We start from the raw sequence: 16,991 nt of genomic DNA, 5'->3' as shown, positions 1-16,991 counted from the left end.
TTGTCACTACTTTCTTTTTCTGGTATACTGAAAAAAACTGTCTGCTGCCATGGAAGGAGAACTTAAAATGGACATCCGGAGCATCCGCCATAACTGCCGTCTGCTTTATCATTTAACACAGATTCCCATACGCTGCCTGTCACCTGACAGCAGCATATGTTTTACCTTCCCGCACCTGGAGGGCATGGAGCGTTTCCCTTTCCCCCTGCTGCCGGAAAGTCTGCCCCATAAAAATACAGTACCCCTGCCTGTTCTCTTCATGGAAAACAACGCATATTACAGTGCAGCTCTTCCCCTTGCATTGATCGACAGAGATTTTACCCTTTATTTCGGCCCCTGCCTCTTTTCCCGGCTCTCCGACAGGGAGTTTAAACAGAGCTTTCCGGATTTCTCCGTGCTGCCTCCTGACATGCGTTTTCCTCTCATGTCAGCGCTGCCTGTCATGGAACAGGAATACTTTTACAATTTCCTTTCCCTGGCCTGCAGCCTGTTCTTCCGGGAAAAAGTTCATACCGAAGAGATTCTGGAGGCAAATCATCTGAAAATGTCTGCTCCTATTCCCGCAGCGGTTCAGAAGACCCTGTTTCACAGAAGAGAATCCGCCGCATTTCATACACCCTATTCATACGAAAAAAATCTCCTGGACGCGGTGCGCTCAGGAGATGTTATACGTGCAAAAGAATGTATGAACGAGTTAAGCCTCACAGGAAAACCGGGAATCCTTTCCCTCAACCCGCTGCGCCATGCCCAGAATCTTTTCATCGCTCACATTACTCAGATCACCAGAGCCGCAATGGAGGCAGGAGTGGAGGAAGATATGGCTTATGCTATGAGTGACAGTTATATCCAGGCATCTGAAAAATGCACCTCTGTCACACGCCTTCTCTCCCTGCGGGACCAGGCCACCGGAGAATTTACGGCTGCCGCGGCAAAGGCCAGAGGCCTGACCAGTCATTCCCCTGCCATCCGCAGAGCCATCAATTACATGAATGACCATCAGCAGGAAAAAGTATACCTCTCTGACATTGCCTGCGCCGCCGGTCTGAGCAGGGACCGCTTCTCCCACCTCTTTCGGGAGGAAATGGACATGAGCCCTATGGAATACCTGAACCGGAAACGGGTGGAGACCTCAAAGTCTCTGCTGACTGTGTTTCAGTATTCTATTTCAGAGATCAGCATGATACTGTCTTTTTCCAGCCAGAGCCATTATATTTCTGTCTTTAAAAAATATACGGGCATGACGCCCAGACAGTACAGGGACGCCTTTTAACATTATTTAATCCGGCAGTTCAGCTCACATTCTCTGCAATATTTAATTATGGAATCTGCTGTTCCGTAATCCGGCACCTCAGTAGGTGTCTTTATCTCATTATCTTCATCCTCTGCCATCTGCCTGTCGCAAGTAAGCAAACTGTAACTGCCATCCCGCCCCGGCAGTTTTGTCAGCCCACCGTATTCACCGGCCTTATAAATAACAGAACCAAAAGCATTCTGGGGGCAGCTTTTTCTGCACGGCATATCACATCCGTCACATGGGTCCCAGTCAATAGGACCGGTAGATGGCAGATCAGCGCTCAAAAACATAGCTCTAAGCCGTACTCTCGGCCCATACTCTTTTGTAATAAGCAGATTATTTTTTCCTACTACGCCCAGTCCTGCCACAACTGCGGAGTCTTTAAGCCAGACACCGCCCTTTTCCACATAATAGTTCAGAGGTCTCGCTGTGACTTCCGGCATTTCACACTCTATGTATTCCTTTAACTTTTTATTAATTTTGATAAGTTCCAGATTTCCAGGCGGATTTTTGCCATCCAGCCAACAGTCCAGATACGGTTTCTCCTCCGGGTGTTCATATGCGATCACTAAAACAGAATGCATTTCATCTTTCCAGTCCACAACCCCTTCCGGAAGGCCCGTCGTATTCTCTACTGCCCCCACCCGGTCAATATGAGGTCTCTGCGGCATCATTAAAAATGCAGGCGCTGTTTTTAAATCCCGAATATTAGCAATACCTGCTGCTGCTGCTCCAAATGCAATCGCCTTGTTAATTATTAACTCTGTCATTATATGGTTATCCATACCCATACTCCTTTCTGCTGCATACAGCGCTCTCAGGCGTTTTTGCTGTTTTCTTTTTTTATATTTCTATATAGAGTAAATGCCAGTACTGCCCCTATCAGCGCAGCTGCAAATTCATATGCAAACATATATCTGTATCCCCGAATCCCCGGAAATGCGTCCAAAAGGTTTCCTGTGATAGAGTATATAAAAATCTGAGGAAGACAACCTATTACAGAGGCAAATCCTACCGCCATACCCGTATATTTCAGCGGAATCTTTATCTCATCAATAACAGCAAAATACAATGCCCTGACCATAAACAAACCCAGACTGATAATGAGAATTGTGACCGCTGCAATTCCAAGCAGTTTCGGCTCTGCCGGTACTACAAAGAAAGTAGCGATTCCGATCACCATAAGTGAAAATCCGATTCCGATCACCTTTGGATTGGAATGAATCTTATCTGCCACAAATCCGGCCGCAATTCCCCCAAAAACGGCCAGTCCGTAGGATTTGATCAGACTTATCATTGCCCCAAGGGATTCACTCACACCAAAAAAGTTAGTAAGATATGGAGTAATATAACTGTAGCTCTCATATATCATAAAACAACAGAACATCAAGAGTGTAAGCAGCCATAAATTTTTATTTTTCATCATATCCAGATACTCGGCAAAAGAATGCTTATGCTTTGTCTCGGTTTCCTGTGTTTCTTCTTCATCCGGACGCAGTTTACGGATTGCCCCAAGCGCGAAGAAAGCACAGACAAAATCCAGAATAACAAAATATATCAATATCGCCCTGAATCCTCCTGCCCCCTCTCCCAGATAGGAGAAAATGGGAATGATGACAGCACCATACAAAACAGGTACAAAACCTCTTCCCCCTTCCAGAAATCCATAAAGGCGCCCCATCTCGGAACTATCCCCCAGCTCTCTAGTGGCCTTCATCATAGCACTCCATAGCGGAATAGTTGTGGTAAATCCATAACAGACATAACAGATCATCAACACAACATATGGCGGCCTGAATGTAAGAATCAAGCCAAAAATACCTGTTGATACCAGCGCTGTTGCGATCAAATGCCGTGCCTGGAATTTATCTGCAACCCATCCTGCAGGCAGATAAGAAATAACGCATGCCAAACCGTACATCGTCATTAAGTACCCCATCTGTGCATTACTAACCCTATAAAATTCTACTGCTGCATCATAATAAGACCAACTCAGATATGGCAGTTCATAAACTGCTGCACCGCAGATACACAGCGCCAGCATTCCCCATATTTGTTTCACCCGTCTTTGTTTTGGTGTGAGATTGGCTACATCCATAAAAAAGTCCCCCTTTCACCGGTTCATAAAGAACCCATACCTATATCAAAACTTCTTTTCTTCATTTAACCGGATACTATAGCTTTTTTTCAGCCGGCACTATATATCCTTTTTGTTATACTCAGCATAAACCTTTGAGCCGCTCCAAGGTCAAGAGGAAAGTAAAACCTTTATCTCACACGGGTAAAAATATTGATTATACGCAAAAAGCTGGAGCCCTGCCTCGTCGGCTATGACAAAATCAGGGGAATACCCATGCTTGTCAAGCCAGTTTACAAGTATTCCGAAATCCGCAAAATTCCCTCTGACTTCTGTAGTAAAGCAAGCATACTCCCCTTCCGGAATTGTAAGGATATTTTCTTTGGACGCAAAACGGTATTCATCCACACGGATATCAATATATTCTCCCATTTGATGAAACACATTTTCACGAATTTTACTGCCATTCAACACATATCCGTAGTTTCTTTTAATTGATTCCATATGCGAAATCTCGTCTCTGCACGCCTCCTGTAATTTAATATGATAAGCTGCTTCATCTTCCTTATTTCTCCCATAAATAACACGTCTCTGCTGCAGATGCTTTACTCTGATTTCCTTATCCTTCCCCATCTCTCTAAGCCGTTTATTCTGTTCTGTGTACCAGTCTATATCATCCACCACTCTGGCGTAATACTCACTCTGCCTCTGTGCCTCCTGCCTCTGTTCCTTGAGCATCTCCACAATCTTTTCGTTATCATGCAGATCCAAAACTGACTTCACGCGTTCCAACGGTATCTGCAGCCTTCGGCAGCATGTGATAATGTCCAGATACCAAAATTGGCTGTATGTATAATATCGGTACTGATTATCAGGATCTACATATTCCGGCTTAAAGACACCAATTCTGTCGTAATAGCGCAGCGTATCTTTGGAAACACCTGTTATGTGACTTATTTCCCCTATCGAATATCTCTTCTCCAAATTAATTCCTTCTTTCAAGTAATGTAAAATTTTTCCAGTAAATTAAAAAAATCCTGTCTCCCAGCGGACTGACCATGTGTCAGTTCTCCCGGGAAACAGGATTCTTCCATCAGACATATCAGCCCGCGCCGTATGCGCGTTCTCTGTCCTTTTCCTTATAATGATGTGCTTCTTCAAGCATCATATCCTTTACCTTCATCAGACGGATTTGCGTACTTCTCTCGCTCTCGTCCAGCTTCATGGTAATATATTTAATATTCTGCTGTGTCTCCGGAATAATAACGTGTTCCAGAGCATTTACTCTGCGTCGGGTCTTCTCAATCTCGGAAGCCATAAGCTGGCAGGACTTCTCAATCTCCGCAAGCTTCAGCATATCCGGCAGGATGTCTGCCAGAGATTTCACCGCGCCGTCCAGGTCACCGGAAGTAAAGGCAAAACCGTAGGAATAGATGTCATTTGCATCTGCGGTTCTGGTCTGGGACTGGAAGACAGGAATGTCAACACTCATGACATTCTTCTTGCCGGCATCCAGATATACTTCCTGTTTCGGTGCCATCAGCGCTGTGTTCAGTGTCTGTTCGGACATGCCGGCTTTTGCGATCACGAAGTTCTTGTTAGCCTCTTTAATACCCTCTTCCACTTTCAGGCGCAGAGCCATATTTTCTCTTGCCAGATCCAGGAACTGACGCATAAGCTCATCACGTTTGTCCTTCAAAAGCTTGTGGCCTTTGATGGCTGTGACCAGCTTTTTCTTCTGCTTGGTAAGTTCCATTCTGGTAGGATTTACCTGGGTAGATGCCAAGACAATCACCTCTTTCTATGCATTTTCTAAAGGGACAGCAGGCATCTTAAGCCTGCTGCCGGCCGGCATTATTGTTTACCGTAATATTCATCAAGGAACTTATCATCAATACGTTTCAGCTCACTCCTCGGTAAAATAGAGAGCAGCTTCCAGCCGATACGCAGTGTCTCCTCAATATCACGGTTGCTGGTATAACCCTGTGAAACGTATTCCGCCTCAAAAGCATCCGCGAATTTTGCATAGATAAGGTCAATATCAGAAAGTGCTGCCTCACCAAGGATGGTCATCAGCTCTTTTGCCTCTTTACCACGGGCATAAGCGGCGAAAAGCTGGTTCATGGTGTTCGCATGGTCAGCACGTGTCTTGCCTTCACCGATACCTTTATCTTTCAGTCGTGACAGGGACGGCAGAACATCGATGGGCGGTGTTACACCTTTTCTGTAAAGCTCACGGCTCAGAATGATCTGACCCTCTGTGATATATCCGGTAAGGTCAGGGATCGGATGGGTTTTATCATCCTCAGGCATGGTAAGGATCGGAATCATGGTAATGGAACCATTACTTCCTTTCTTACGTCCTGCTCTTTCATACATGGTTGCAAGGTCTGTGTACATGTAACCGGGATATCCACGGCGTCCGGGAACCTCTTTACGGGCTGCGGAAACCTCACGCAGGGCATCTGCGTAGTTTGTGATATCTGTCAGGATTACCAGTACGTGCATGTCTTTTTCAAATGCAAGATACTCTGCTGCGGTAAGCGCCATCTTAGGTGTTGCGATACGCTCTACAGCCGGGTCATTTGCCAGGTTGATGAACAGAACGGTTCTGTCGATGGCACCTGTCTCCTTAAAGCTCTCAATAAAGAAGTTGGACTCCTCAAAGGTAATACCAAGAGCGGCAAATACAACGGCGAAGTTCTCACCGGTACCGCGAACCTTAGCCTGTCTTGCGATCTGAGCGGCCAGCTGCGCATGAGGAAGACCTGATGCGGAGAAGATAGGCAGCTTCTGACCACGTACCAGTGTGTTCAGACCGTCAATTGCGGATACACCTGTCTGAATAAACTCTTCCGGGTACATTCTGGCAGCCGGATTCATAGGCAGACCGTTGATATCACGTCTCTCATCCGGAAGGATTTCAGGACCATCATCAATCGGGCGTCCCATACCGTCGAATACACGGCCTAACATGTCCTCAGACACACCCAGCTCCATGCTTCGTCCCAGGAAACGCACCTTACTGTCTGACAGGTTGATACCTGTGGAGCTCTCAAAAAGCTGTACCAGGGCATCACTTCCGTTGATCTCAAGTACACGGCAGCGGCGTGTCTCACCGCTTGCCAGCTCAATCTCACCTAATTCATCAAAATGTACATTTTCAACACCGCGCACCAACATCAGAGGGCCGGCAACTTCCTGTATGGTTCTATACTCTTTCGGCATTAGAAGTCCTCCTTCCCAAATACATTGGCAATATCAGCAGCAAGTTCGTCCATTGTTGCCTTATATTCTTTGTCCAGTTTGTCTTCTGTCACATATTTGAAACGTCCGATCTTTTCGCGGACATCCATCTTGATCAGCCCCTGGATATTAGCACCCTTGTCAAGCGCTTCCTTGGACTGCTCGTAAAATGCGATAACCAGTTTCATCAGCAGATACTGTTTCTGCAGAGAACTGTAGGTATCTACTTCATGGAAGGAGTTCTGATGCAGGAAGTCCTCACGGATGGAGCGCGCAGCCTCCATTTTCAGACGGTCGCCTGCGGAGAGTGCATCCATACCTACCATCTTAACGATTTCTTCCAGTTCAGCCTCATCCTGCAGAAGGCTCATCATCTTCTGACGGTCTTCCATCCAGTCAGGAGCAACCTTCTCATTGAACCAGTCAGCCATATTGTCCAGATACAGAGAGTAACTGGTCAGCCAGTTGATCGCCGGGAAATGACGCTTGTAAGCAAGTGCGGAATCCAGACCCCAGAATACCTTAACGATACGCAGGGTTGCCTGGGATACCGGCTCGGAAATATCACCACCCGGAGGAGATACGGCACCGATAACGGAAAGCGCGCCTTCTCTGTGGTCACTGCCGAGAGAAACCACGTGTCCGGCTCTCTCATAGAACTGTGCCAGACGTGAACCCAGGTATGCAGGGTAACCCTCCTCACCGGGCATCTCTTCCAGACGTCCTGACATCTCACGAAGAGCCTCGGCCCAGCGTGATGTGGAGTCTGCCATCAGGGCTACGGAGTAACCCATATCACGGAAATATTCCGCGATGGTGATACCTGTATAGATAGAAGCCTCACGTGCCGCAACAGGCATATCGGAGGTATTGGCGATCAGAACGGTACGTTCCATCAGAGACTGTCCTGTCTTCGGGTCCTTCAGTTCCGGGAACTCGTTCAGAACGTCTGTCATCTCATTTCCACGCTCGCCGCATCCGATGTAAACCACGATGTCAGCCTCAGCCCATTTTGCAAGCTGATGCTGGATCACTGTCTTGCCGCTTCCGAAAGGTCCCGGAACGGCTGCAACACCGCCTTTGGCGATGGGGAAGAAAGTATCAACAACTCGCTGTCCTGTTACCAGAGGCATCTCCGGCGGCAGCTTTTTCAGATACGGACGGCCTTTACGAACCGGCCATGTCTGCATCATGCCAACTTCCTTGTCACCGTCTGCGGTCTCGATAACAGCAACGATCTCTTCCACCGTAAATTCACCGGCTTTTATTTCTTTTACTTTACCGTTTATCCCGTAAGGAACCATGATCTTGTGATTAACAACGATGGTCTCCTGTACCGTACCGATAATATCACCGTTTTGTACCTCGTCCCCCACTTTAACAGTAGGAACAAAGTTCCATTTCTTATCTCTCTTAAGGGAAGGAACCTCAACACCACGCTTTAAGTTGGTGCCGGACACCTTCATAATCTCATCCAGCGGTCGCTGGATACCATCGTAAATACTTGTGATCAGACCTGGTCCAAGTTCTACGGAAAGAGGCGCATTCATGGACTCAACCGGCTCGCCCGGTCCAAGACCTGATGTCTCCTCGTATACCTGAACACTGGCTTCATCACCGTGCATCTCGATGATCTCACCAATCAGACGCTGGTTACTGACACGGACAACGTCGAACATATTCGAGTCTCTCATGCCTTCCGCGATAACCAGCGGTCCTGCAACTTTTTTAATCGTACCTTTGCTCATCGGAACGAATCACCTGCTTTCTAAATTAGTTCGTATCTGCGGTATTTTACCGCTCAAATTCCGGGTGCTGCGGCGTGCTGCCGCATACCGGACCTTTTAATTATTGCTGAAAAGAATATCCGAGCCAACAGCCTTCTCCACGGATAATTTCACTCCCTGCACACCTTCACCCGTGTTTCCGAAAACACCGGGGATCAGGATAATGGCGGGAAGCAGTTGTTCCTGAAATTTATCAATCGTCTTTTTGCACTCTGCTGCCAGCGCTTCTGTGATATAGATGATCCCATATTTGCTGGCTGCCAGATGCTCCAGTTTTTCTTCAGCTTCTTTTCGGGATGTTACCGGGAATATATCCAGACCCAGTGTAGCAAACCCGTAAATACTGTCGTAATCGCCCACAACTGCAATCTTATACATACATTTCCCTTACCCTTTCCCGGATAGAATCATCCGAAAGCCCGCTGCGTTTGCCGGACAAAATGATTCGTACCGTTTTGATCTCGTTCTCCCTGGCAAGCACATAGGCAACCAGAGGTCCCACTGAAAATGACTGATATTTCTGAGGCTGCATGGTCTGCATCATGCGGTTGTCACACCAGCGTTCAAACGCGGACATGGACTCTGCAATGGCCTTACCGCCCTCCGCATAAGCAGTTCCCGACAAATACTCCACAATGGCATCAATGCCGCTCACTGCCGCCTTGGAAAGCTGTGCCACACTAAGTGACTCACATTCCGCCATCGCGCGCTTCATAAAATCCAGATTTTTTGCGGTTTTCTGTGAACGCACAGCGATTTTAATATCAGCTATGGCAACGGTAGACTCCGCATAATCCTTGATAATGCTGTCCTTTGCTTCCTTGCCTGCTGCATAGATCGCCTCAAGGGCTGCCTTGTCCACAATGACGTCGCAGAGCTGTCCGTCCCTTGTGTGAAGCAGTGTCTCATAAGCCTCTTTTGCAGCGCCAGCCATATATTTGGGAAGTCTGGAAAAATCCTTGCTCCGCACGATCTCCAGCATTTCATCCGGGGAGATGGCAGTGTCATCATAGTAGATGTTCATTGACTTGCCGTTCTCCTCCGTGCACACATCCTTGATGGCTGCCTTCAGATTGTGGAACATATTGGGATAGGAAAGTACATCAAAGACGGACATATCAACACCCAGATCCCTGATATTCTCCCAGATTTTCTCCTGCTCCCTGGTCAATATTGCCTCTGCATTCACCGGCGTATCCGCGCCGCCCCAACCCTTTTCCTGTATAAGCTGCAGGCACTGCTCCTCTGTCTGGCAGGCCATGAGCTGGTCAAGAGTGGCAGAAGTGAATAACGCCGTCTCAAGCGCACGGATTCGCGCAACCGCATAGGTATATTTTGTATCAATCAAGATAATTCCTCCTTCTTGCGGTTATCGCTTACAAAAATAATAATGCATGAACTTTGTCGGAAAGTTCACCTCTCTTGGAATCAAACATGGCCTTAAAGGTACAGTTTTCTTCGATTCCACCATATATCAGGACAAAGCCTCCACGGATATTTCTGTGTTCTTTGGAAAGAACCAGTTTTCCGCCCTTTTTCTCAGCTATGTCCGAAATTTCTTTTTCAAAACCCTGCGGCATTCTCTTCAAATCTTCAGGTGAGAAACAGATTTCCCCTTCCTGAGCCAGAACGAATTTGTCCAGCATTTTGCGGAGCATGTTGAAATATGTCTCGTCGTCTGCTGTAAGCAGTGTATCGTAAGCTTTCTCCAGTACATCAGAGATTACTTCCTGCTTTGCCTCCAGAAGTGCTTTTCTCTTCTGCAGGTCGCAGGAGGAAAGGGCACGTTCCTTGATATTCTCAACATCAGCATCCGCTTTTTGGGAGATACGTCCGCATTCTGCTTCCGCTTTGTCTCTCATCTCCTGCTTAACTGCTTCTGCGCTCTTCTGCGCACGGTCGATGATATCATTCGCGGAGCTTTTTGCTTCATCCAGAATCTGGCTTTTCATTTTTTCTAATCCAGTCATTCTTTAGCTCTCCTTTACTATTTCTATTCTGTCCTGTAATTTCTGTCCCATGCCGGGACTTCTCTCCATATTTTAATTAGAAGGAAAGGTTCGTTACAGAAAGAATGGAAATCAGCAGAGCAAGAATTGCGTATGTCTCAACCATGGCCGGGAAAAGCATAGCTTTACCGAACTGTTCCGGTTTCTTGGCAACGATGCCGATAGCTGCTGCAGATGTCATTCCCTGATATTTACCGGAGATCAGACCAACGATACCGATCGGCAGACAAGCTGCTAATACCAGTAAGCCCTGCTGCGGTGTTAAATCCAGCATACCTCCGCCTAACAGACCGATCTTGGAAAGTGTGATGAAACCAACCAGCAGACCGTAGATACCCTGTGTACCTGGGAGAAGCTGCATGATAAGAACCTTAGCGAATTTGCTGGGATCTTCTGTAACAACACCTGCTGCTGCCTGACCGGCAATACCTACACCAATAGATGAACCTGCACCTGCTAATAATACTGCTAATGCTGCACCAAGTAATGCGTAAACAATTCCTAACTGACTCATAAATAAGTTTCCTCCTTAACATCTACATATTTCGTAGTTAATTTAAATGGGTTGAAAGGTCTTCCTCCACCCTCATAAAACTTGCCGAAAAACTCGACAAACTGTAAACGGTTTGTATGCACGTATGCGCCCAAAAGATTGATAGCCAGATTCAGTGAATGGCCCACAATAAAAATCACTATAAAACCGACAGCGGCAATGATACCGTCGCCCAGCATACTTGCCATCTGGTTTACCACAGATGCGATAACACCTGTTGCCAGACCAAGAGCAAGCAGACGGGAGTAAGACAGCACATCACTCAGCCATCCTGTTACATTGTAAATATCATACGCGCCCAGTGCCAGACGAAGAGCGATATTCTTGTTCGCACGCCCTGACATAAGAAGCAGTCCTACCGCTCCTGCGATCGCCATGACCTTTCCGATCTGCGAAACTGCCGGTGGGAAAGTTCCTTCCGGAAGCTGGGAGATGGATGCAAAGATACTGCTTGGAAGCAGCATCATAACCAAACCGATCAGAAATACATACCAGATAATAACATCACAGAAGAAATCCATGTACTGTTTATCTTTCAGAAGCATGTATCCTTTCAGTGCCAGTCCCATGAACAGATGGATCACACCAAACAGCATTGCGTACATAAGAAGACGCATTGGGTCGTTCAGCGGAACGAACCAGGCTGCCTTGATCAGTCCGCCGTCCGGTACATCCACATGGAAGAAGGTTCGCGCGACCACGTCCACGGCATCTCCGAAGTATCCTCCGAAAAGTACACCCCACACTAAAGTGGAAAGACCGCAGTACATGAACATTTTCAGCGCCTTATGCATGCCCTGGCTCATGCGCGGGTACTTTCTCAGTACAATAAAACATGCCAGGAATATGATCAGTCCGTATGCCGCATCAGACAGCATCAGACCGAAGAAAAATACATAGAAAAACGACATGATTGTCGTCGGGTCAACCTCGCCTTTTTTCGGCAGACCGTAGGATTCCAAAACGCCCTCCACAGACTGTGAAAATGCGTTATTGCTCAGAAGCACCGGGGCTTCCTCATCCTCCTGTATCTCCTCCACATCAAAGACCAGATCATAGCCCTCTTCCATTGCCTTTTTCACTGCGGGAACCGCTTTTTTAGGTATATACCCACTTACAAAAAAGGTCCTGGAGGACTGTGGAATTTGTCCCAGGAGTTCGTATTTCTCTGCTCTTGTACGGAAATAGTCAGAAATCAAACGCAGGTCTGCGCGCTTGTCCCCATATTCAGTAATATGCTTCTGACATCCCTCAATTTCTTTTTGGAGCGCACTGATTTCTGCCTCCAAGTGTTCTTTTTCGACCGCCGGTATTTCACTGACGATCTGAGATGGCCTAGCAAAACCGCCCTGCCGCAGCGCATCCTCCACCTGCTGTGCGTTCTTCTTCAGACACAGCACAACAATATAAGTGGAATCTCTGTCCGCAGAAAGGACTGTCACATCCACGCCTTCAGCCTCGGGAGCGTACTCCGCGATCAGGCTGTAAACCGCTTCCAGTGTCATTTCGCCTGAAATAGCACCGATGAGTGCGCTGGTTGAACCGGTACCCTCAAAATTCATGGGCACATCCAGGCTCATCCATGGAGCCAGTGCTTCGATCTGGTTCTCCATTTTCTGGATATTTGCACGGCACTCCGCGATTTCTTTCTGCCAGCCGGTTATTCTGGAAGCAATGTCCATCATTTCTTCCTTCTGAACCGCTACCTGGTTGTAAGTTTCTTTTTCAATCAGTTTTTTTCCTTCCAGACTGGACAGCAGGGATTTTTTCTCCGGTGCATATTCCTGCAGGATATCCAGTGCTAAATCCGCCAGGTTCGCTTTTTTCTCAAAAGTGTTTCTGGCCCCCTGGGTATCCATCTTTTCAAAGCCTGACTCATCGTCTAATACCTGGGTCATTTCCATGACGCCCATGGTCTGCAGCTTTTCCAGGATGGCCTTCCGGTCCCTTTTCAGCGCGCAGATACTGACTCGCTGCATCTGCATTACTGCCATACTCTCATCCCTCCTTTAACTCGTTTTCTTTTTCTTCCTCTCAGATTAATTCGGAAATAATCAAATCAACCGCTTCTTTTTCCCGGCTTTTTGCCGCGCTCTTCAGCTTTTCGATTTCTTTTCCAGCCGCCAAAAGGGCCTCGTCCGTCTGCTGTTTTCCAAATGTTTCAGCAGAGTCTCTTAATTTTTTCGCCTTCTGCTGCGCTTCGGAAATCATATCGGAATACAATTTTTCGGAAGCCAGTTTTGCCTCCTCAGAAATCTTTTCACTCTGGCGCTTTGCATCCGCAACGATGTTTGCTGCCTCCTGCTCCGCATCCCGGATTTCTTTGATTGTTCCTTCTATCACAGTATCACCACCTTCACATAGTTTAAATATTACTATGAATTATGCAATTTGTCAATTTGTTCACAATATTTTTAACCGAATTACACGAAAAAAAGTTGCCTTATTTTGGTAATCCCGACAAAAAAAGAGAGATTGTATAGAATTTACACAATCTCCCCGAATGTCTTTGTTTAATTTGACTTTATCTTACTCGTATAAGTAGTTCTTCAGCTTCTCATCATCCAGGCTGGCAGCATCGATCCACTGATATCCCGGATTGATAAAGGAATCATTTTCCAGCCCCAGCCAAGCCCTGGCTGCTGCTACTGCGGTGGCATATCCCATGCCATACGGATTCTGTGCGATAACTCCGGCCTCTCTTCCGTCCTTGATCGCTTCTTTCTGGGTCTTGCCGGCATCAAACCCCACTACGGCAATTTCTTCTCTCTCTGCTTCTTTCAGCGCTTCCAGAACATCATCCGCAGTGACCTGATTGGTACAGAAGTATCCTTTCAGATTCGGATTATCCTCCAGCACTTTTGCTGCCATCTCCCTGACCGGTGTCTCCTCATTTTCATAGGAGAGATTAACAATCTTAATATCCGGGTAATTGGCTGTGAGCTCATCTGTAAATCCCTTGACTCTGTCCTGGCTGCTTTCAGAGCTTTCGATATGGGCCATAACAGCGATCTCTCCGCTGCTGCCCACAGCTTCCGCAAGTTTTTTCGCTGCGTCAGCGCCTGCTGCCTTGTTGTCTGTGGAGCACACGGAATCTACGGTGCCGGTCACCACACCGGAATCCAGCACAACCACGGGGATTCCGTTTTCCTCTGCTGTTTCAAGCTGGGCCTGACAGGATTCCATATCTATGGCTGCCAGACAGAGAACATTTGGATTCTCAGCCAGAACCGCGTCGATAATATTGATCTGGCTCTCCACATCAGTCTCATCGGACGGCCCTTCAAAGGATAGTTTTATCTTATCGTCACCTTTATATTCCAGTTTTTTATTTAAATCTTTGACGGCTGCTTCCATGCCTTTTTTTACAGTGACCCAGTAGCCTGTCTTTGTGCTCTTAACCACCACTGCTATATGACCGCCGGCCTCCAGCTCCAGACCTTCCAGGGATGTATAATCAATGGTTCCGGCACTGCTTTTCAGAGTGGTCATAGTCAGGTCCTCAGACATGTCTGCCTCGTTCTCTTCCTCTGCGTCCTGGCTGTTCTCATTCTCACCGGAAACTTCTGTATTATCTTTTTCCTCTTCCTTCTGTTCCTCTTCTGTATCTTCTTCTTTCTGAGGGTCCCCCTTGCTGCCCACTTCCGGCTTGTCTTCCGCCTTTGCCTCTGTGTTTACGGGTACTTCTTTTTTATCCTTATTACCACCGCATCCTGCCAGGGAACCCGCTGCCAGCGCGATGCATAATAAAGCAACCATTGTACGTTTCATGCCCTCTCCTCCAAGGTTCACGCCATACCTGTGTACGGCTTTACCAGATTTTTACATGCATTTCTCTTCCTATTAACTACGTTTCCATTATACACGAAACTACTTATTAGTCCATATGCTTTTTGTAATAATTTCGTAAAAATTTCAGGAACTTTTCTATTCATATTATCTATAAAGTTTCCAAACACGCTCTAATCAAGAAGATTCCATTCACGTAAAATCCCGTATATTACCAGAGCAGAGAGCGGTCCCAGCAAAAAACCGGCTCCTCCGTACAAAAACAGCCCCAGATATACCGATAACAGGACAAGGAGAGGCGATACCCCCACCTTCTTTCCTATCAGGCGGGGCTCCAGAAACTGCCTGACGCAGCTTGTGACAAGATAAAGGGCAATACAGCCGACTGCACCGGCCGCGTCTCCTCTTAAGGCAAGGACAAGCGCCGCGGGGACAAGAAATGTACCTGTTCCCAGAACGGGCAGTGCGTCCAGAAGTCCCAGCGCCAGCCCTGCAGTGATAAAATGAGGCGTTCCCAATAAGAACAATCCGGCAATACAGAGGAGGATAATGATTCCCATAATTTTGATCTGTGCTTTGAAATATTCCGCAATTCCGCTCTTTAAGTTCTTGAATAGGGCTTTCGCCTTAACAAAAACAGGCCAGGCGGAAAACCGTTCTTTCCACTCCCCGTGCTCCTGCAGAATCAAAACCGCGGATACTACGCACAGAATCAGGCCGCCCACCAGGACCACGCACTTTTTCATGGAGCCGACCGCAGCCTCCATGGACTGACTACCATCTAAAAAGGAACTGCTGATATTACTGAGCTGCATATAAATATACTGGCTGCTCTCCCGGGCCGGAATTCCCACCGTGTATTCCACCTGTCTGCAGCATTGGCCTATGATCTGGCAGAATTCTCTCTTTATTACCGGATAGAACGCTATCAGCCTGCTGATCTGTGCAGACAGAGCCTGGAGAAGCCACATAACCCCAAGAATGCCTCCCACGGAGAGAAGCAGAATCAGCACTGCGCCCACACCGCCTTCTGTAAAATGCAGTTTTCTGCAGAGTTTCTGCCGTGCCAGCCACCTGGCTGCCGGAAGTATGGCGAGTGCCAGAAGCCAGCCTAAAAGAAATGGGAGCATCACAGGTACCGCGTATTTCATGACCAGAAATACACCTGCAATGACTCCCACTGTTATACCCGTTTTCTTCCATCTCATCTTCTGCTCACCATACCTTATCTTTTTCGTTCTCCTCTAACAGTATGTGTGAACTTTTCTTACCTATACTATAGGAAAATTTCCAGAGGGCTTTACCTGGAATTCCATTTTTTTCTTTGTCTTTGGATGGGTAAAAATTAATTTGTATGCGCACAGCGCGATGTACTGCCATTCCTTTTCTTTTCCTGCCTGAGGATTGTACTTGGTATCCCCCAGCAGAGGATGGCCGGCGTATGCCATCTGGACACGGATCTGGTGATGACGGCCTGTCAGAAGATGGATCTCGAGAAGAGAACAATCCTCTGCTTCTTTTAATACGCGGTATTCCAGAATGGCTTTTTTACTTTGGGGTGTTTTTTGTTTTGTCACCCTGGAGGTGTTGGTTTTAGCATCTTTTATAAGTTCGTTCTCAAGACGGGATTCTTTTTTCGTCGGTATGCCGCTGACAGCGGCAAGGTAGTATTTTTCCATACTTCCGTTCTGGACCTGGGCGTTTAGGTCTTTGGCTGCGGCTTTGTTTTTTGCAAAGACCAGGATACCCTCTACGGGCTGGTCGAGGCGGTGGATAACAGCCAAATAAGGAGGCTCGCCTTTTGAGATGAGGTAGGTGAGGAGGGAGGATTCCAGGTCCGGGGTGTTGATTTTTTTGGATTGGACAGGAAGGCCGGGGGGTTTGTGGCAGATTAGGATGTGGGGGTCTTCGTGTAGGATGATTTGGGGGATGGGGGGTGTTTTCATGGTTGTTTAAATTCCTTTTTCTAAATTTATTTTGTTGGCTGAAGGGACGGAGAATGCAGGGCAGCGGGGCCGGGGCGTGGGTGGAGAGGGATAACTTGCCTGGGAGTATTATAGCATGGATGGGCAAAAATGAACAACCGTCATATCTTCTATTATCGGATACAACGGTTGTTCTAATGATCTGCGTTATTCAATTTTTTTATTCCTTTCTTTTTCTTAGTATTGATAAAAAATCCGGAATGAATACTGTTATTTTGTTCTTTCCTTATTCTTCTATACTTCCTTTTAAT

At 47.0% G+C, this 16,991-nt stretch carries 16 protein-coding genes; 1 reads left to right on the top strand and 15 read right to left on the bottom strand.

Translation table 11 applies throughout. From position 1 onward, the window contains the following. Positions 1-67 precede the first annotated feature (67 nt). The gene (locus tag V8Q34_RS06745) at positions 68-1,270 is read left to right on the top strand and encodes a helix-turn-helix domain-containing protein (protein ID WP_335835111.1); all 1,203 of its coding nucleotides are present in this window, start codon (positions 68-70) and stop codon (positions 1,268-1,270) included. Positions 1,271-1,272: 2 nt separating this feature from the next. Here V8Q34_RS06745 and V8Q34_RS06740 read toward each other — a convergent pair whose 3' ends face one another. The 15 genes from V8Q34_RS06740 to V8Q34_RS06670 form a co-directional block, all read right to left on the bottom strand. Beyond that, positions 1,273-2,079, bottom strand: coding sequence for an epoxyqueuosine reductase (locus tag V8Q34_RS06740; RefSeq protein WP_118593881.1), 807 nt, complete (start codon positions 2,077-2,079; stop codon positions 1,273-1,275). Positions 2,080-2,111: 32 nt separating this feature from the next. Further along, positions 2,112-3,392, bottom strand: a complete 1,281-nt coding sequence (locus tag V8Q34_RS06735; RefSeq protein WP_033139160.1) for an MFS transporter — start codon at positions 3,390-3,392, stop codon at positions 2,112-2,114. Positions 3,393-3,542: 150 nt separating this feature from the next. Further along, entirely contained in the window at positions 3,543-4,355 is an 813-nt protein-coding gene (locus tag V8Q34_RS06730) for a MerR family DNA-binding transcriptional regulator (protein WP_197064065.1), read from the bottom strand. Between the two features lie 118 nt (positions 4,356-4,473). Then, entirely contained in the window at positions 4,474-5,157 is a 684-nt protein-coding gene (locus V8Q34_RS06725) for a V-type ATP synthase subunit D (RefSeq protein WP_033139161.1), read from the bottom strand. 68 nt (positions 5,158-5,225) lie between these two features. Continuing rightward, on the bottom strand, positions 5,226-6,599 hold the full coding sequence (locus V8Q34_RS06720; protein ID WP_033139162.1) for a V-type ATP synthase subunit B: 1,374 nt from the start codon (positions 6,597-6,599) through the stop codon (positions 5,226-5,228). Beyond that, on the bottom strand, positions 6,599-8,365 hold the full coding sequence (locus tag V8Q34_RS06715; RefSeq protein ID WP_033139163.1) for a V-type ATP synthase subunit A: 1,767 nt from the start codon (positions 8,363-8,365) through the stop codon (positions 6,599-6,601). Before V8Q34_RS06715 ends, V8Q34_RS06720 begins: the two co-directional genes overlap by 1 nt. 96 nt (positions 8,366-8,461) lie before the next feature. Further along, positions 8,462-8,782: a V-type ATP synthase subunit F gene (locus tag V8Q34_RS06710; RefSeq protein WP_033139164.1), complete on the bottom strand. Its 321-nt coding sequence runs from the start codon at positions 8,780-8,782 to the stop codon at positions 8,462-8,464. After that, positions 8,775-9,752: a V0D/AC39 family V-type ATPase subunit gene (locus V8Q34_RS06705; protein WP_103731860.1), complete on the bottom strand. Its 978-nt coding sequence runs from the start codon at positions 9,750-9,752 to the stop codon at positions 8,775-8,777. Before V8Q34_RS06705 ends, V8Q34_RS06710 begins: the two co-directional genes overlap by 8 nt. Positions 9,753-9,780: 28 nt before the next feature. Then, entirely contained in the window at positions 9,781-10,374 is a 594-nt protein-coding gene (locus tag V8Q34_RS06700) for a V-type ATP synthase subunit E (protein ID WP_033139166.1), read from the bottom strand. Between the two features lie 76 nt (positions 10,375-10,450). After that, a complete protein-coding gene (locus V8Q34_RS06695) occupies positions 10,451-10,927 on the bottom strand; it encodes a V-type ATP synthase subunit K (protein WP_018593354.1) in 477 nt (158 codons plus the stop codon). Then, entirely contained in the window at positions 10,924-12,960 is a 2,037-nt protein-coding gene (locus V8Q34_RS06690) for a V-type ATP synthase subunit I (RefSeq protein WP_103731858.1), read from the bottom strand. The genes V8Q34_RS06695 and V8Q34_RS06690 overlap by 4 nt, the downstream gene beginning before the upstream one ends. 40 nt (positions 12,961-13,000) lie before the next feature. Beyond that, a complete protein-coding gene (locus tag V8Q34_RS06685; RefSeq protein WP_033139168.1) occupies positions 13,001-13,309 on the bottom strand; it encodes an ATP synthase in 309 nt (102 codons plus the stop codon). Between the two features lie 186 nt (positions 13,310-13,495). Further along, positions 13,496-14,737: an ABC transporter substrate-binding protein gene (locus tag V8Q34_RS06680; RefSeq protein ID WP_103731857.1), complete on the bottom strand. Its 1,242-nt coding sequence runs from the start codon at positions 14,735-14,737 to the stop codon at positions 13,496-13,498. A gap of 191 nt (positions 14,738-14,928) precedes the next feature. Further along, complete coding sequence (locus tag V8Q34_RS06675) at positions 14,929-15,963, bottom strand: AI-2E family transporter (RefSeq protein WP_335835110.1); 1,035 nt, start codon at positions 15,961-15,963, stop codon at positions 14,929-14,931. 63 nt (positions 15,964-16,026) lie between these two features. Further along, positions 16,027-16,701: an RluA family pseudouridine synthase gene (locus tag V8Q34_RS06670; RefSeq protein ID WP_335835109.1), complete on the bottom strand. Its 675-nt coding sequence runs from the start codon at positions 16,699-16,701 to the stop codon at positions 16,027-16,029. Positions 16,702-16,991 lie beyond the last annotated feature (290 nt).

The sequence above is a fragment of the Blautia sp. JLR.GB0024 genome (genome assembly GCF_037000545.1).
GTDB classification, from domain to species: Bacteria; Bacillota; Clostridia; order Lachnospirales; family Lachnospiraceae; genus Blautia; species Blautia celeris.
The sequence above is the reverse complement of the archived record's forward strand: the minus strand, read 5'-3'. Positions and strand labels throughout refer to the sequence as shown.